The organism is Catenuloplanes sp. NPDC051500 (assembly GCF_044454585.1).
Classification (GTDB): domain Bacteria; phylum Actinomycetota; class Actinomycetes; order Mycobacteriales; family Micromonosporaceae; genus Catenuloplanes.
This window is the reverse complement of the sequence record NZ_JBITDX010000005.1, coordinates 246,378-261,729: the sequence shown is the minus strand read 5'-3', so window position 1 is coordinate 261,729 and position 15,352 is coordinate 246,378. Positions and strand designations below refer to the sequence as shown.

At 70.3% G+C, this 15,352-nt stretch carries 12 protein-coding genes; 4 read left to right on the top strand and 8 right to left on the bottom strand.

Features of this window, described 5'->3' with window-relative positions; translation table 11 throughout:
- Window positions 1-138: 138 nt before the first annotated feature.
- Window positions 139-2,103: a PAS domain S-box protein gene (locus ACIA8K_RS13090; RefSeq protein WP_396058221.1), complete on the top strand. Its 1,965-nt coding sequence runs from the start codon at window positions 139-141 to the stop codon at window positions 2,101-2,103.
- Between the two features lie 466 nt (window positions 2,104-2,569).
- On the opposite strand, the gene ACIA8K_RS13085 is transcribed toward ACIA8K_RS13090, so the two are convergent.
- Window positions 2,570-4,654, bottom strand: coding sequence for an ATP-binding protein (locus ACIA8K_RS13085; RefSeq protein WP_396058218.1), 2,085 nt, complete (start codon window positions 4,652-4,654; stop codon window positions 2,570-2,572).
- Window positions 4,655-4,769: 115 nt separating this feature from the next.
- On the bottom strand, window positions 4,770-4,997 hold the full coding sequence (locus ACIA8K_RS13080) for a hypothetical protein (RefSeq protein WP_396058215.1): 228 nt from the start codon (window positions 4,995-4,997) through the stop codon (window positions 4,770-4,772).
- A gap of 344 nt (window positions 4,998-5,341) precedes the next feature.
- On the opposite strand from ACIA8K_RS13080, the gene ACIA8K_RS13075 reads away from it, so the two are divergent.
- Window positions 5,342-6,925, top strand: coding sequence for a S8 family serine peptidase (locus ACIA8K_RS13075; protein ID WP_396058212.1), 1,584 nt, complete (start codon window positions 5,342-5,344; stop codon window positions 6,923-6,925).
- A gap of 120 nt (window positions 6,926-7,045) precedes the next feature.
- Window positions 7,046-7,744 carry a response regulator gene (locus tag ACIA8K_RS13070; protein WP_396058209.1) on the top strand — a complete coding sequence of 233 codons (699 nt, stop codon included), beginning with the start codon at window positions 7,046-7,048 and terminating at the stop codon, window positions 7,742-7,744.
- 795 nt (window positions 7,745-8,539) lie between these two features.
- On the opposite strand, the gene ACIA8K_RS13065 is transcribed toward ACIA8K_RS13070, so the two are convergent.
- From ACIA8K_RS13065 to ACIA8K_RS13055, 3 genes are all read right to left on the bottom strand, one after another.
- Entirely contained in the window at window positions 8,540-9,478 is a 939-nt protein-coding gene (locus ACIA8K_RS13065; protein ID WP_396058207.1) for an SRPBCC family protein, read from the bottom strand.
- A gap of 103 nt (window positions 9,479-9,581) precedes the next feature.
- Window positions 9,582-10,316 (bottom strand): hydrolase, encoded by a 735-nt coding sequence (locus ACIA8K_RS13060; protein WP_396058205.1) that lies wholly within the window; start codon window positions 10,314-10,316, stop codon window positions 9,582-9,584.
- A 610-nt stretch (window positions 10,317-10,926) separates the two neighbouring features.
- The gene (locus ACIA8K_RS13055) at window positions 10,927-12,489 is read right to left on the bottom strand and encodes a methyl-accepting chemotaxis protein (RefSeq protein WP_396058202.1); all 1,563 of its coding nucleotides are present in this window, start codon (window positions 12,487-12,489) and stop codon (window positions 10,927-10,929) included.
- Between the two features lie 277 nt (window positions 12,490-12,766).
- Here ACIA8K_RS13055 and ACIA8K_RS13050 point away from each other — a divergent pair, with 277 nt between their 5' ends.
- Window positions 12,767-13,630 carry a peptidoglycan DD-metalloendopeptidase family protein gene (locus ACIA8K_RS13050; protein WP_396058200.1) on the top strand — a complete coding sequence of 288 codons (864 nt, stop codon included), beginning with the start codon at window positions 12,767-12,769 and terminating at the stop codon, window positions 13,628-13,630.
- A 64-nt stretch (window positions 13,631-13,694) separates the two neighbouring features.
- Here the strand turns inward: ACIA8K_RS13050 and csrA are convergent, their stop codons facing one another.
- From csrA to flgL, 3 genes are read right to left on the bottom strand one after another with little or no spacing between them, the layout of a single operon-like run.
- Entirely contained in the window at window positions 13,695-13,928 is a 234-nt protein-coding gene (gene csrA / locus ACIA8K_RS13045) for a carbon storage regulator CsrA (RefSeq protein WP_396058197.1), read from the bottom strand.
- A 41-nt stretch (window positions 13,929-13,969) separates the two neighbouring features.
- A complete protein-coding gene (gene fliW / locus ACIA8K_RS13040; protein WP_396058195.1) occupies window positions 13,970-14,404 on the bottom strand; it encodes a flagellar assembly protein FliW in 435 nt (144 codons plus the stop codon).
- A 39-nt stretch (window positions 14,405-14,443) separates the two neighbouring features.
- Window positions 14,444-15,346, bottom strand: coding sequence for a flagellar hook-associated protein FlgL (gene flgL, locus ACIA8K_RS13035; protein WP_396058192.1), 903 nt, complete (start codon window positions 15,344-15,346; stop codon window positions 14,444-14,446).
- Window positions 15,347-15,352 lie beyond the last annotated feature (6 nt).

The following is a 15,352-nucleotide window of genomic DNA, read 5'->3' as shown; positions in this document are numbered from 1 at the left end:
GCCTGACAGGAATAAGATTCGGCTGCGCCCGTAGCAGGTACCGGACCCGGAAAGGTGCGTGCCGGTTGCGCATCCGACCCGCCCGATTTATGGGAGAATTTGGGGATCAGGGGTTTTTCCGCTGGATCCGGAGACGCCGTGCAGGACTGGTCCACCGATCACGCGCAAGGGCTGCTAGAGGCGGCCCCGGACGCGATCGTCGTGGTGACCGAGGACGGCCTGATCACGCTGATCAACGCGCAGGCGCAGCGCCTCTTCGGGTACCGGCGGCAGGAGCTGATCGGCCGGCACATCGAGATCCTGGTTCCGGAGTCCGCCCGCCACGACCACCCCCGGCACCGGCAGGAGTACGTGCACGCGGCCCGGCCCCGGCCGATGGGCGCCGGGGCGGAGCTGGCGGCGCGGCGCAAGGACGGCTCCGAGTTCCCGGCCGAGATCTCGCTCAGCGCGATCCGTACCCCCGAAGGCCTTTTGATCGCCGCGGCGATCCGGGACGCGACCGGGCGCAGGCACGCCGCGGAGGCCCAGGCCCGGCTCGCCTCGATCGTGCTGTCGTCCCAGGACGCGATCGTCGGCCAGACCATCGACGGCGTCATCACCAGCTGGAACCCATCCGCGGAAAGGATCTACGGGTACGGCGCGGACGAGGCGATCGGCCGCTCGATCATCATGCTGATCCCGCCGGACCGGGTCGACGAGACGCGCGACCTGATGCGCCGGGTGGCCGGCGGTGAACGCGTCGACAGGTTCCGCACCCGCCGGGTCCGCAAGGACGGCACCGAGATCGCGATGGGCATCAACTTCTCGCCGATCATCGACGACAAGGACACCATCGTCGGCATCGCCAGCATCTCCCGCGACCTCAGCGGCGAGGAGCTGGCCGAGGCCGAGCGGGAGCGGCTGATCGCGCTTGCCGAGCGGGAGAGGATCGAGGCCCGGCTGCAGCAGTCACAGCGGCTGGAGAGCCTCGGGCAGCTGGCCGGCGGCGTCGCGCACGACTTCAACAACCTGCTCGCAGTGGTGCTCAACTACATCGCGTTCATCGCGGAGGAGGTCGGCGACGCCGCCGCCGAGGACGCGCCCCGCTGGGACCCGGTGCTCAAGGACATCAACCAGATCCAGCGCGCGGCCGAGCGCGCCATCTCCCTCACCCACCAGCTGCTCGCGTTCGGCCGCCGCGAGGTGGTCAAGCCGCGCGTGCTCAACCTCAACACTGTGGTGCGCGAGGTGGAGTCGCTGCTCCAGCGCACGATCGGCGAGCACGTGCGCCTGGAGACGTCGCTCAGCGAGGAGCTGTGGCCGATCCGCGCCGACCCCGGCCAGCTCACCCAGGTGCTTGTCAACCTCGCAGTCAACGCGCGCGACGCGATGCCGGGCGGCGGCAGCCTCACCATCGGCACCGACAACGTCACGGTGGACGAGAGCTACCTGGCGGGACGGCCCGGCCTGCAACCCGGGACCTACGTGCGCCTGCAGGTGAGCGACACCGGCGGCGGCATGCCGAAGGACGTGGCGGACCGCGCGTTCGAGCCGTTCTTCACCACCAAGCCCAAGGGCGAGGCGACCGGGCTCGGCCTGTCCACCGTCTACGGGACCATCACCCAGACCGGCGGCCAGCTCAGCATCTACTCCGAGCTGGGCGTCGGCACCACGATCAGCGCGCTCGTCCCGGCCAGCGACGAGTCCGTGCCGGTCGAGGAGCGGCCCGCCGAACCGGACGCGGGCGCGGCGGGCAACGGCGAGACCGTGCTCGTCGTCGAGGACGAGGACGCGATGCGTGAGGTCACCGAGCGCATCCTGACCCGCAACGGGTACCGGGTGATGACCGCGCCGGGCGGCGACCACGCGCTCGAGGTGGCCCGCAGCCACGACGGCGCCATCCACCTGCTGCTCAGCGACGTGATCATGCCCAAGATGCTCGGCAAGGAGGTCGCGGACCGGGTGACGGCGCTGCGCCCGGACACCCGGGTGCTCTTCATGTCCGGCTACGCCCGCCCGGTCCTCACCGAGAACGGCACGCTCGGCGACGACGTCACGCTCGTCTCCAAGCCCTTCTCCGAACGCGGCCTGCTCCAGGCCGTCCGCTCCGTCCTCGACCAGTGATCGCCCCGCCCCCCCTTTGCTCTGCTTACATAAACAAATCACCCGAAATCCATCGCCTGCTATGCCCCTTTTAGACCTAGTAAGCAGAGCAAAGCGGGTGGGGAAGTACATATTCGTTGCACTTTGCAATGCTTTAAAGGGCTTCGAGTGCAAAAACAACGTCCAGATACTTTTCCCGCTTTCGCGGTGGTCCGGCCCGCTTGCTCCCGCGGGCAAACCGGAGCGCCGGGCTCCGCTGGCGCTCCGCACGCCGCTCCGGAGCCGGCCCCGCCGTGGTCCGGAAAACCCGCGAGACTGCCGGACGACCTCGGCGGTCAGGCGGCCCGGGCGGTCAGGCGGCCTCGCCGGTCAGGCGACCCGACCGGTCAGGCGGCCTCGACGGTCAGGCCACCTGGGCGGCCAGGCGGCCGCGAAAGCCAGGCGGCCGCGGCGGTCAGGCAGCCTCGACGGTCAGGCGACCGACCGGTCAGGCGGCCTCGACGGTCAGGATGAAGAGCGCGCCGTGCGGCTCGACCGGCTCGTAGCGGACAGTGCCGCCGTTCGCCTCGGCCAGGTGGCGGACGATGAACAGACCCAGGCCCGCGCCGCGCATGAAACGGTCGAAAAGGGTGGAGACCAGCTTGTCCGGGACGCCGGGGCCGTGGTCGCTGATCTCGATGATCAGCTGGTCGCCCTCGCGCCGGGCGGAGAGCGCGATCGGCGCACGGCCGTACTTCACGGCGTTGCCGAGCATGTTCACAAGCATCTGCCACATGTGCCCGCGGTCGGCCAGCGCGGCGAGATCCGGATGCACGTCGACCTGCACCGGTGGCGCGGTCGGCGGCAGGTTGCTGATCGCGGACTCGGCCACGTCCAGGACCGGCACCGGGGTACGCCGCGCGGTGACCTTGCCGGCATCCAGGCGGAACAGCAGCGTCAGATCGTTCATCATGCCGATCAGCCGCCGGGTGTTCTTGTCGATCTTGGTGCTGAGCTCGAGCCGGATGTCGTCCTCCAGGTCGTTCCAGTCCACCGTGAGCAGCTCGGCCAGGCTGGCGATCGAACTGAGCGGCTGGGCCAGCTCGTGCGACACCATCGACATCAGGTCTGACTTGAACTCGACCGCGCGCTCCAGCCGCTCGTTCGCCTCGATCAACTCCACGTTCGCGGTCTCGGTCTCGGCCGCGTGCGCGGCCACCGCGTCCTCCTCGCGCTTCCGCCCGGTGATGTCGACGTAGGTGACCACGTAGGCACGCGGGCGTCCGCCAGGCCCGGGCAGCGGCGCCATCGATGCCAGGACCGGCACGTTCTCGCCGTTCACCCGGCGCAGCACCGAGTCACCGCCGGTGCGCCCGGAACCCTCCGGGGGCGGATCCCACGGGTACGGCGGGAGCTGGCCGATCGCCTCGCCCGGGGTACGGCCGGTCAGCTCGCACCAGTGCCGGTTGACGTCAAGGACCCGGTGGTCCCGGTCGAGCACCAGCACGCCCTCGTTGATCGACTGCAGCAGCGTCTCGGTGAACTCCCGCCGCTCCTGCAACGCGTCCACAAGCTGCTGCTGCACCCGGTCGGAGACGTTCAGCTCGCGTACCAGCCGGGCCAGCACCACAAGCAGCGCGAGCGTGCCGAGCATCGCGGCGCCGGTGATCGCGGTCGCCGGCCGGTCCACACCCGCGTAGACGGCCGCGGTCGCCAGCAGGCCCGCCACCACCGGGAACAGCACCAGGGCGAACGCCAGGCGGCGGCCGACCGACGCGCCACGGCTGGTGCCGGAGAGCGCGGCGAGCGGGCCGCGCTGCGGGCGGGCGACGAGCAGGCCGAGGCAGAGCGCGAGCACGGCGAGCGCGGTGACCGGCGACATGACCGTGCCGGGCCCGGTGCCCTCCCGGTAGGCCTGCCCGAAGATCTGTGCCACAAGCGCGACCACGGCGATCGTGGCGGCGCCGAGTCCGAGCAGGTCGGCCGCGCCCGCCGCCTCCGCACCGAGGCCGCGCCGGTCAGCCGAGCGCCGGTCCGCGCCGGCTCGGCGGTCCCCACCACGCCGATCGCCACCGGCCCGGCGGGTGTCGCCCGCGGTGCCGCTGAGGATCGTGGGCGGTTCGGCGTCGGGGGCCGGGGTCGTACGCGGCGCGCGGGGCCGGGACCTGCGGTCGAGCGTGGCGAGCGCGAGCCCGACGAGGATCAGGGTGAGCGCGGTGGTGGTCGAGGTACGGCCGGGCGGCTCGTCGCGGATGCCGAGGAAGCTCAGCGCGGTCGCGCCCAGGCGCCCGGGCCCGAACAGCCGGGTGACAAGCGCGGTGACACCGGCCAGCGCGGTGACCAGGCCGAGCCCGCGGCCGACAAGCCGGGCCTGTGGGCGCACGTCGCTCGGGGCCAGCGCGACCAGCCCACAGCCGGCGGCGGCAAGCGCGACCGCGACGAGTGGCGCGGGGGTGCCCGGCCCGAAGAGCGCGCCGGCCGAGGTGCCGTCCCCCCAGGTGAGCAGCGTGACCATGCCGAGGGAGGCGACGGCGACGCCGGCACCGATAGCGAACGCGCCATGGAGTCGGCGCCCGTACTGCGGGATATCCACCGCCGAAAGCTCCTCATAAACGGACCAAAGGAGCCTATCAGGCAATTTGCCGCCGCCTACGGAAAACGCACCGAGCCCGGTCGGGCTCGGTGCGCTGGTGAGGTCGGTGGGCGGCTTACACGGTGCGGCTCGATCCGGACCAGACGAACCCGGCCTCGATCGAGACGCTGTTCGCGGTCTTGGCGATCTCGCCGGCCAGCCGGTTCGCGTGGTGGCCGCAGAACGAGAGCTCGCCGCCCCCGGAGAGGCGCACGCCCAGCTTCGCGGCCGCCCCGCAGCTGTCGCACAGCTCGGTGACGGTGTTGACGACTTCCACCTGAGTGGGGTTCAGCAGTGCGTTCATGGCGTTGGCCTCCTTGGTCGGTCGAACGATGCGTCGGCGCGGCCTTGTGGCCCGGACGAGGTCAACATCGGTCTCCGCTCCCCCCGTTTTAGCGCGGTACCCGCCTCCTAACCAACTCGCTACCCCCGGCAACCGCATTCGGGGGGTGCAATTGCGACGCACGCCACACCTTGTCCTTATACCCCCAGGTCAACGGCGCGAAAGACATACCCGTGCGGGGTCTTGCTTTTGTCCTTTACCCGCGCTACCGGAGCGCAACCCCGAGAGTCCCCGGCCGAGACCGCGGCCGCCGAATCTTATGGAGGTCGGCGGCCAGACGGGCTCCGGCAGAGGAAAGGGAGTTCATGACCGCCTTCCACCGCTCCGGCCGGCGTACCGCCGGTCTCGCCATCGCCTCCGCCACCGCCGCCGCGTTCGTCGCCCTGACCGGTGTGGGTGTGGCCCACGCCGCCCCGGCCACCGCCGCCGTCCTGCAGGACGGCGCGCCCGGCGCGATCAAGGACAGCTACATCGTGGTCCTGCGCGACTCGGCGGCCACCGGACGGTCCGCGAACACCGCGGGCGACCTGGCGAAGCGTTACGGCGGCACGGTCCGCAACTCGTTCACCTCGGCCGTCCGCGGCTTCTCCACCGAGATGTCCCGGTCCGCCGCACGGCGCCTCGCGGCCGACCCCGCGGTCAAGTACGTCGAGCAGGACCGCCGGGTCACGATCAGCGGCACGCAGACCAACCCGACCTGGGGCCTGGACCGCATCGACCAGCGCAACCTGCCGCTCAACTCGGCCTACTCCTCCCCCACCGCCTCGAACGTGACCGCGTACGTGCTTGACACCGGCGTACGGATCGCGCACAAGGACTTCGGCGGGCGCGCCCGGCACGGCTGGGACTTCGTCGACAACGACGCGGTCGCGGACGACTGCCAGGGTCACGGCACGCACGTCGCCGGCACGGTCGGGGGCGCCACCTACGGCGTCGCCAAGGACGTCAAGCTGGTCTCCGTCCGGGTCCTGGACTGCAACGGCAGCGGCAGCTACTCGCAGATCATCGCGGGTGTCGACTGGGTCACCCGGAACGCGGTGAAGCCGGCCGTGGCGAACATGAGCCTCGGCGGCTCCGCCTCGGCCGCGCTTGACGACGCGGTGCTGCGCTCGATCAACTCCGGTGTGACCTACGTGCTGGCCGCCGGCAACGAGAACAAGGACGCCTGCGCGTCCTCGCCGGCGCGACTCCCGGCCGCGATCACGGTCGGCGCCTCGGACGCCAACGACGCCCGCGCGTCGTTCTCCAACTACGGCACCTGCCTGGACCTCTTCGCGCCTGGCGTGAAGATCACCTCGGACGCCCGGTCCGGCGACACCGCCACCGCCACGATGAGCGGCACCTCGATGGCGTCGCCGCACGTGGCCGGCGCGGCCGCGCTGGTCCTGGCCTCGAACCCGCAGGCCACGCCGCAGCAGGTGCGGGACGCGCTGGTCACCGGCGCCACCCCCGGCAAGGTCACAGGTGTCAACGGCTCGCCGAACCGCCTGCTCTACACCGGCGAGGCCGGCACGCCGCTGGCCGTCACGCCGGTCTCCACCACCCCGGCGGCCGCGAACTGCAACCGGTTCGAATCGCTGACCGACGTGGCGCTGCCCGCGACCTCGAAGCTGGCGATCGCGAACTGCGGCGCGGCCGGCGCCACCGCCTCGAAGCAGAGCAGCGTGCAGGTGACCGTGCGCCAGGCCGTCCGCGGCGATCTGCGGCTCCAGCTCACCTCGCCGAACGGCAAGATCTGGAACCTGAGGATGCCGGCCGGCGCCGGTGACCTGCTCGCCACCTGGAACATCGACGGTTCGACAGCGCTGAAGAACGGCGCCTGGACGCTTACCGTCAAGGACGCGACCGGCCGGGCCGGCGTGCTCGACTCCTGGACCCTGACCGTCTGACCGATCTGCCCGCGGTAAGCCCCGTCGTCCCTTCCCGGGACGGCGGGGCTTTGCCGTTCCCCAGATAAACCAAAAAAACGGATATAACCTTATTATTCGTACGGTCGGAGGAGGGGTGCGATGTTGACGCTGGACCCGGAATCGCGGCCCACGGTGCTTGTCGTCGACGACGAGGTCGACCTCCGCGACATCATGCGCCGAATGCTTGAGCGCCGCGGATTCACCGCGCTCACCGCCGGCGACGCCCGGACCGCGATCGACACCTGCCGTGACCACGACGGCGACATCGACCTGCTGGTGACGGACCTCAGCATGCCCGAGGCCTCCGGGCGCGAGGTAGCGGAGCAGGCACTCGTGCTCCGCCCCGGCCTGCGCGTCATCTACGTCTCCGGGCTGCCCAAAGAGGTGGCCGTGGACAAGGGCATGGTCGGCGAGGACGCCCGGCTGCTCCAGAAGCCGTTCACCACAAGCGCGCTGATCGACGCGGTGAACGACGCCCTCCGCGGCGACGCCCCCGGCACCCCGCCCGCAGCCCCCGGCACCCCGCCCGCAGCCCCCGGCACCTCGCCCGCAGCCCCCGGCACCCCGCCCGCACCGCCTGTGGACGGCACGGCCCTCCCCGCGGGCCCGCCCGGCCTGTCCGACGACCCGCGCAAGGCGGACACCGTCCAGGACAAAGGCCGGCACGACGGCGCAGCCACCCGGGACGAGCGCCGGCACGGGAACGAGGACGCCAGTGGCGAGGGCCGGCACGAGGGCGCGCTCCAGAGCGCGCGCCGAGACGCGGTCGACGTCAGGCCTCGGCACAGCGCCGAGTAGCGCGCCTCCTTCTTGCGACGGACACCGGGCCTTGTGTCATGAAATATCGGAAATAAGAGCCCAATCCTCTCCGCGGTCGATCCGGGCATCCCGACACGATCAGCGAACCGGACCACTGCCGGTCTCGCTGGGCAACGCCAGGTCAGCCGCCCAGCGCCCGGCGACACCCCCACCAAGACAAACGACGCCGCCACCCGCCTTAGAGATCATTCAGTGGAACGAAAAGCATGGTCATCGGCGAAGTAGATCTACCTTTCGTACCACTGAATGATCCTTAAGGCGACGGCGAGATTGAGTGTGGTCCGAAACCCGCGGGAGCACGCGGATGGATCCAGCTCGCGCACTGATCTGATGGTGGGGCCGGCCCGGACCGGGCGATCCCGTCGCGATCGAGGCGGCTTGCGAGGCCGGGCTGCGGTAACGCGGGACAGACGGGAGCCACGTCGTGAGATGTGGGCGCTTGAAGCGGATTAATCGTTACCGCTCGGCAGAGTGCACCGAAGCTGCCCGGCGGCGTGTCAACCGAGGCCCGCGCGCGACTCGCCCACGCGACAACCGGCAAGGCAAGAGCTCGCCCCCACGCGGCAGCCGCGCCCGCGGCCGGGCGCAGCGTCGCAGACGGCGGCGAGGCAGGCCCGCGGCCCCACGCGGCAGCCGGCACGACAGGACCAGCCAGCGTCGCGCAAAACAGGACGAATCATCGACCTGCGGTCTAGGTAAGCAGAGCAAATGCGGGCGGGGAAAACGCGGAAGCCCCAGCCCGAGAAGGGGCCGGGGCTTCCGCGTAGGAGCGCGTCAGGTCCTGCTGTTGCCGTGCTTGTCGTTCCGGGGGATGCGCTCGGTGTCGGTGTCCGTCGCGGCCAGGTCGATCGTGGAGTCGGTGCTCACACCGCCGATGCCGCCCACGCCTTCGCCGGCACGCCGGGTGCCGCCGGTGACCGCTGCCGTCGCGGTGGACGCCCCGGTGTTCGCGCCGGCCGAGGCCGTGGCGCCGGTGTCCTCGTCGACGGTCTCCTCGGGTGCGGCGGCGCCGATCCGGCCGGCCGGCTGGGTGATCGGCTCGGAGCGCCGGTTGCGCATCAGCGCGGGGCTTGGCGAGAACGTCCCCTGGTTGCCGCGTGAGGCGGTGGCGCGGTCGCCCATGCCGGAGCCGGGACCGAGTGTGGGCCGGGTCAGGCTGTCGGAGAGCGTGCCGGCGGTGGTGATGCCCGGTTCGTTCTCGCCGTAGGTCTTGTTCAGGCCCACGTTCATGCCGGCGTTCGTGCCGGCCCGGCCCATTGTGGTGGCCAGCGGGATCCCGGACGCCTGGTGCGGGCTGAACCCGGCGTTCTCCATGAGCCGCTTGAAGCTTGTGAGGTCCGCCTTGAGACGGCGGCTCAGCGAGTCCTGGGCGTGCCGGTCGCTGGGCATCAGCGCGGCCACGTCCGCGTCCATCTGCGCGACGATCTGGGTGCGCTCGGCGGTCATCGGCCGGAGCGTGATGACCTCGGAGAACGCGGGCCCGTTCGTGGCGCGCCAGGCGACCAGCTCGTCCGGGCGGCACTCGGTGATCTGCGCGTCGAACTCGCGTCGCTCACCGTCCAGATCCATGATCCAGTGGGTCTTGGTGCTGGACAGCTGGGTGACTTCCTGGACCCCGCTCATGAACTGCGAATAGTTCTCGAAGTGCGACAACTGCTCGTAGACCGCATGCAGTGGCGCGCCCACCTCGATGGCCTGCTTCACCGTGCTCATCGATCCTCCAACGACTAGGAGATCTCCCGGCCCGGGCAGGGGGCCGGTTCACCCGAGCCTAGCCAGAAAAAGTGAGCAAAAGCCGCGAAAGCCAGAAAACGATCTACAGGCCGGCGACGTACTGCCAGCGTCCGACCTGGGCGGCATAACGGGCGTCGGAGGCGGCCGAAACCGTCACACCGGACTCGAGCAGGCGGCGCACAAGCGTCGCGGACGGAGTACGCCAGGCCTCGCTGACCTCGACCGTGGCGTGCGTGACGCGGCAGCCCTCGACCAGGTGGGTCAGCAGGTGCGCGTCGATCTCCTCCTCCACGATGCCGATCTGGTTGAGCAGGCTCAGCGGGCGGGAAAGGCGGGCCGGCGCATACCTGCTGGCCCGCTCGACACCGCGCACCGTCGCCTCGACCGCGCGCTCGATCACATCCGCGCGACGCACCGAACCGGCCGCCAGCAAGCCGCGGACCTGCTGCGGAGTCGCCGGGCCGGCCGCGAGCGGGAGGCGGCTCAGTGAGACCGTGATGGCATCCAGCCCACCCAGGTCCGGCGGCCAGGCCAGCCAGCCGTCCGCCCGGATGATCTCGATCTCCGCCGCGACCGAGAGCCGGATATCCGTGCGCTGCTGGGCGCGGCGGACCGAGTCGCCGTAGGCGGGCAACCAGGTGCTGTCCGGCCCGGCCTGATCCGCGAACGTCAGCGCCGTGAGGCCCGCCCGGTCCGCGGCCATCACGACCACGCCGACGCTGTCCCGCCCCGCGGAGAAGCCGGTGTGAACGTGCGCGTCAGCGCACAGGTCAAGCATCGGCGACGCCTCGACGGCGGCGGTGCGCTCTGCACTCACGGTGTGCTCCCTGCATCTCGCCCGGGGCGCCACTCACGCGGCGCCTTCGAGGGGCGACTCCCGCCCGAGATGACAATCGGCCCCGCACGGAGTGCCCGTGGGTATCACGCAGGTGCAGTCAGGTTTGTTCGGCTTGGGCTCTGTACTTATTCGCTCTACTTATGGTCGTCGCTTCGCTCCTCCAGGCTCGACGCCACGGCCTGCGGACGGCGGTGTCAGGCAGACGAAGAGCGTGTCTGACTGACACCGACGTTCCTCGGTCGTCCGCGCTCTGCTTATGGTCGTCGCTTCGCTCCTCCAGGCTCGACGCCACGGCCTGCGGACGGCGGTGTCAGGCAGACGAAAAGCGTGTCTGACTGACACCGACGTTCCTCGGTCGTCCGCGCCTCACGACGTGGTCGTTTTCCGCGCGGGTCGGGGGAAACTGCAGACTAAGAGCGAGCGGGTCGAGTGGGGCAGCCGGCGTCGAAAACACCTTGGGCGTCCGCGCCCCACGTGGGCGGTACAGCACCGCGGCCGTTCGGGGAAACCGCAGACGAAGAGCGAAGAGCACGCGCAAAACCCGGGGGTACGGCGTGGGCCGTACCCCCGGGTGGTGGGTGGGGTGGGGTTAGGAAATTTTGAAGCTGCTGACGAGGGCGCGGAGTTCTTCGGCGGTGCGGGCCACCTCTTGGCTGGCCTGGTTGGTTTGGTTGACGCCCTCCATCGAGTGGCCGCCGGCCTGGGAGACCTCGGAGATGCTGCCGGCGATGCGGCTGGCGCCGGCGGCGACCTCGGCGATGCTGCGGGACATCTCCTGGGTGGTGGCGGTCTGTTCCTCGACGGCGCTCGCGATTGTGGTCTGGTAGTCGTTGATCTTTGCGATGACCTCGCTGATCCGGTTGATCACCTCGACCGCGCTGCCGGTGTCCGACTGGATCGCGGCGACGCGGGACGAGATGTCCTCGGTGGCGCGGGCGGTCTCCTGGGCCAGGTCCTTGACCTCGGACGCCACGACCGCGAAGCCCTTTCCCGCGTCGCCGGCGCGCGCGGCCTCGATCGTCGCGTTCAGCGCAAGCAGGTTGGTCTGCTCCGCGATCGAGGTGATCAGCTTGATCACGTTGCCGATCTCGGCGCTTGACTCGCCGAGCCGCTCGATGCTCTGGGTGGCGAGCGCGGCCTCGCTGACGGCCTGCCCGGCGATCTGCGCGGCCTCGTTCGTGTTCTGCGAGATCTCCCGGATGGACAGGCCCATCTCCTCGCCGCCGGCCGCCACGGTCTGCACGTTGCGGGAGATCTCCTCGGCCTCGGCGGAGGCGGCGGAGGTCTGCCCATTGGTCTCCTCCGCCGCGTGGGCGATCTCGGCGCTCGTGGCGGAGAGTTCGGTGGCGGCGCCGGCAAGCGTGTTCGCGTTGGCGGCCATCGCCTCCATCGCCTGCCGCATCCGGTCCACCGCGTGGTCCAGGCCCTGGGCCATCCGGCCCAGCTCGTCGTGCGAGTCGATGCCGGTACGGACCGTCAGATCGCCGGTGGCAAGTGCGTCGACCACCTCGCCGACCCGGCGGACCGGCGCGAGGATCGACCGGACCAGGGGGATCGCGAAGCCGACAAGCGCGGCGATGCCGATCCCGGCGACAAGCAGCATCCACAGGCGGGCCGAGGCGGTGGTCGCCGCCATGTTGGCCTGTTCCTGTTCGATCGCGGCGTCGAGCTTTTCGTGGATCGCGCCGATCGCGTCGTCGACCACGTGGTTCTGGTCGGCGATCGAGTCGTACTGGTCGCGGACGCTGGCCGGGTCCTGCACCGCCCTGGTCACGAAGTCGACGCTGAAGTCGTTGAAGCCCTTGACGCTGTCCTCGAGCGCCTTGATGTCGTCGTCGATGTCGCCCGGCAGGCTGAACGCCTTCGCGGCGTCGAACGCCTCCAGAGCGGAATCCACGTCGTCTGCCACGTCCTGGGTGGTGTCGGCCCCGCCGAACGCGCGGTAGTCGTCCACCTTCAGCTCGCTCTCCCGGGTGTCCAGGTGGTTGAGCGCCGCCTTGGTCATGGCGAACGCGTACACCGTGTCGCCCTGATTGGCCAGCCTCCCCTGGGACCACATGCCGATGCCGGTGACGCAGGCCGCGACCACCACCCCGGAAACCACGATGACGGAGAGGCGCTTCCCGACTCCCACATCTGCCAGACCAGCCACAGGGACCTCCTAGACGAGGGCGGGCACCGAGGGTGCGGCTCCGCACACATGGGCCCGATCGGCGGTGTGGCGTCCGTCATGAGCCAATCAACCGCCTTCGTCGGCGAATCCGGCGGTTTAGAACGATTTCCCGGTGGCGGCGGCGGCTCACCACGGGTGTCGGCCGGGTGCGAACCGCCCGCAACCCGCCCGCACTTCCGGAGCACCGGACCGGCAGCCTGCGCGCTGGAGTCTCCTTCCGTGCCCTTACCGACCGGTGAGGGCGGGAGGAGGGGTCTTGCCCGCGAAACACCAGCCCGTCACGCGCCACCGCCGTCGCGCCTCGGCCGCCGTCATCGCCGGACTCGGACTGCTGGCCGGTGGCCTCGCCGCCGTGACCGCGAGCCCCGCTGAGGCGGCCGCCGCGGTGTCCGGCACGGTAAGCACCGGTGGGCTCGTGCTCAACGTGCGCAAGACGGCCCGGACCGGAGCCAAGCGGGTCACGACGCTCAAGGAGGGCGCCAAGGTCACGATCACCTGCCAGGTCAAGGGCAATCCCGTCACGGGTACGGTCCGGAGCACCGACGTCTGGGACCTGCTCACGAGCGGCGGCTACGTCTCCGACGCCTACATCAAGCGGCCGGCCACTCCGCTGCCGGTCTGTGACCCGCCGAAGCCGAAGGCGAGTCCGACCACGCCGCCGGCCGTGAACACCACCGCCTGGGTGCTGCCGGTGCCGGCCGTGATGAACAGCGGCTTCCGCACACCCGACCGCCCGGATCACAACGGGATGGACCTGGCGATCGCCCGGGAGACCCCGATCAAGGCCGCGCACGCCGGCGTGGTGATGCGCGCGTTCTGCAACGTGTCCATCGGCACCTGCGACACCGACGGCGGCCTGAACGTGATCGGCTGCGGCTGGTCGCTTGAGATCCGCGCCGACGACGGCGTCACCACCCGCTACTGCCACATGCTGCGCCGCCCGAGCGTGGTCCCGGGTCAGGTCGTGGCCGCGGGCGACCTGGTCGGGTTCGTCGGCACGTCCGGGCACTCCACCGGCCCGCACCTGCACTTCGAGATCCACACCGCGTACCCGGCGACGATCGAGAACGCGATCGACCCGTTCCCGTACCTGACGGAGAAGGGGGTCGCGGTCCGCTGATCCCCCGGGCACGGTGAAGGGCCGGCCGCCAGACGGCGACCGGCCCTTCACACGACGTCAGAGCTCAGTCCGGCTTGCGCAGCGCTCCGGCGAGCGCCTCCACCGCACTGTCCGCCGGGGATGCGGCCTCGCGGTTCACGGCCTGCAGCTCCCGGTAGATCTCCTCACGGTGCACCTGGACGGTGCGCGGGGCGCGGATTCCCAGCCGGATCACCTCGCCCCGCACCTCAAGCACGGTGATGACGATGTCGTCGCCGACCATCACGCTCTCTCCGGAGCGCCGAGTCAAAACGAGCATGCGACTTTCCCTCCATGGTGGGACGCATTGACGGCGGCGACTCAGCCTGCGACGGCGAGCTCCGCGCGTACCGGCAGGCCGGACCCGCTGAGCACAGTCTGCATGCCCTTGCGGTTGCCCCGGTCGATGACGATCGGGGCGAGCAGGTTCGCGGTGGCGTGTGCGGCAGTGTCGCCGGCCGTCACCACGAGCAGGACCAGCAGATCCTCCGGCCGTGGGGAGCCGAGCAACTCCGCGGCCTCGTCGTCGATCTCCGGCGCGTAGTCCGGGAAGAACGGCGCGGGCGGCATGACAAGGAAACGGAGCTCGGCGTTGTCCACCGCCCGGAGCGAGTAGAGGAGCCCGTTCTCGTCCAGCCGGACAAGGACGAACTGCCGGTTCTCCGGAAAACCGGGCATCGGTGAGATCAGGTCGATGACTGGCAGATCCAGCAGGTCTGCGTTCACATCGTGCTGCTCGATCGTTCGCGCGGTCATGGCTTCCCTCGGCCTTCTCAGTGGGTGTGAAGTCTGCGGCTAGCGCAGGAAATCCATCAGCGAGGGCTGGATCACCTTGGCGGTCGCCTGGAGCGCCGCCTGGTACGCCGTCTGCTGCAACTGCATCTGCATGATGGTGTTCGGCAGATCGATGTCCTCGATCTCCGAGAGCTGGCTCTTGACGTTGAGCAACCGGTCGTCGGCCGCGGTGCGGCTGGTCTCGATGCGGTTCGTTCGGGCACCGACGTCGGCACGATTTGTCTTGATCGTACCAATCGCGACGTCGAGATTCTGGAGATCGGAATCAAGACCGGAGGTGGATCCGCTGCGCAGGTTGGCCGAGATCGACTCCAGCACTGTGAAGAGCTGCGTGCTGGAACCGTTGGCACCGAAGATGTCCACGCCGCTCGCGTCCACCCGCACCTTGGAGGCGTCGCCGACCGTGCGCATCACGGCGCCGCTGTCGCCTGTGTACTGGCCGTTCGCGTCGAACGCGCGCTCACCTGTGGTGGTGCCGCCGAAGACCGGCCGGTCCAGGTATTTGGTGTTGGCCACGCCGATCAGCGACTTCCGCAGGTTGTCGACCTCGACCGCGATCGCCTCCCGGGCGTCGCCGGTGCTGGCCGTGCCGGCGGACATGCCCTGCAGCACCAGCTCGCGGACCTTCATGGTCTGGTTGCCGGCGCCCTCAAGCGCGGTGTCGATGACGCCGAGCCAGCCCAGCCCGTCCGAGGCGTTGCGGGAGAACTGCTGCACCGCACGGGACTCGCCGCGCAGTTGAAGCGCGGAGACGGTCCCGGTCGGCGAGTCGGACGGGCGGCTGAGCTGCTTGCCGCTGGAGAGCTGCTCCTGGATGTTGCCGACCCGGGTGAGGTTCCCCTGCAGGTTCGCCAGGACCCGGTTCGTGATCGCGCCGTCGGTGACCCGGATTTGCATCGCCATGGGCTG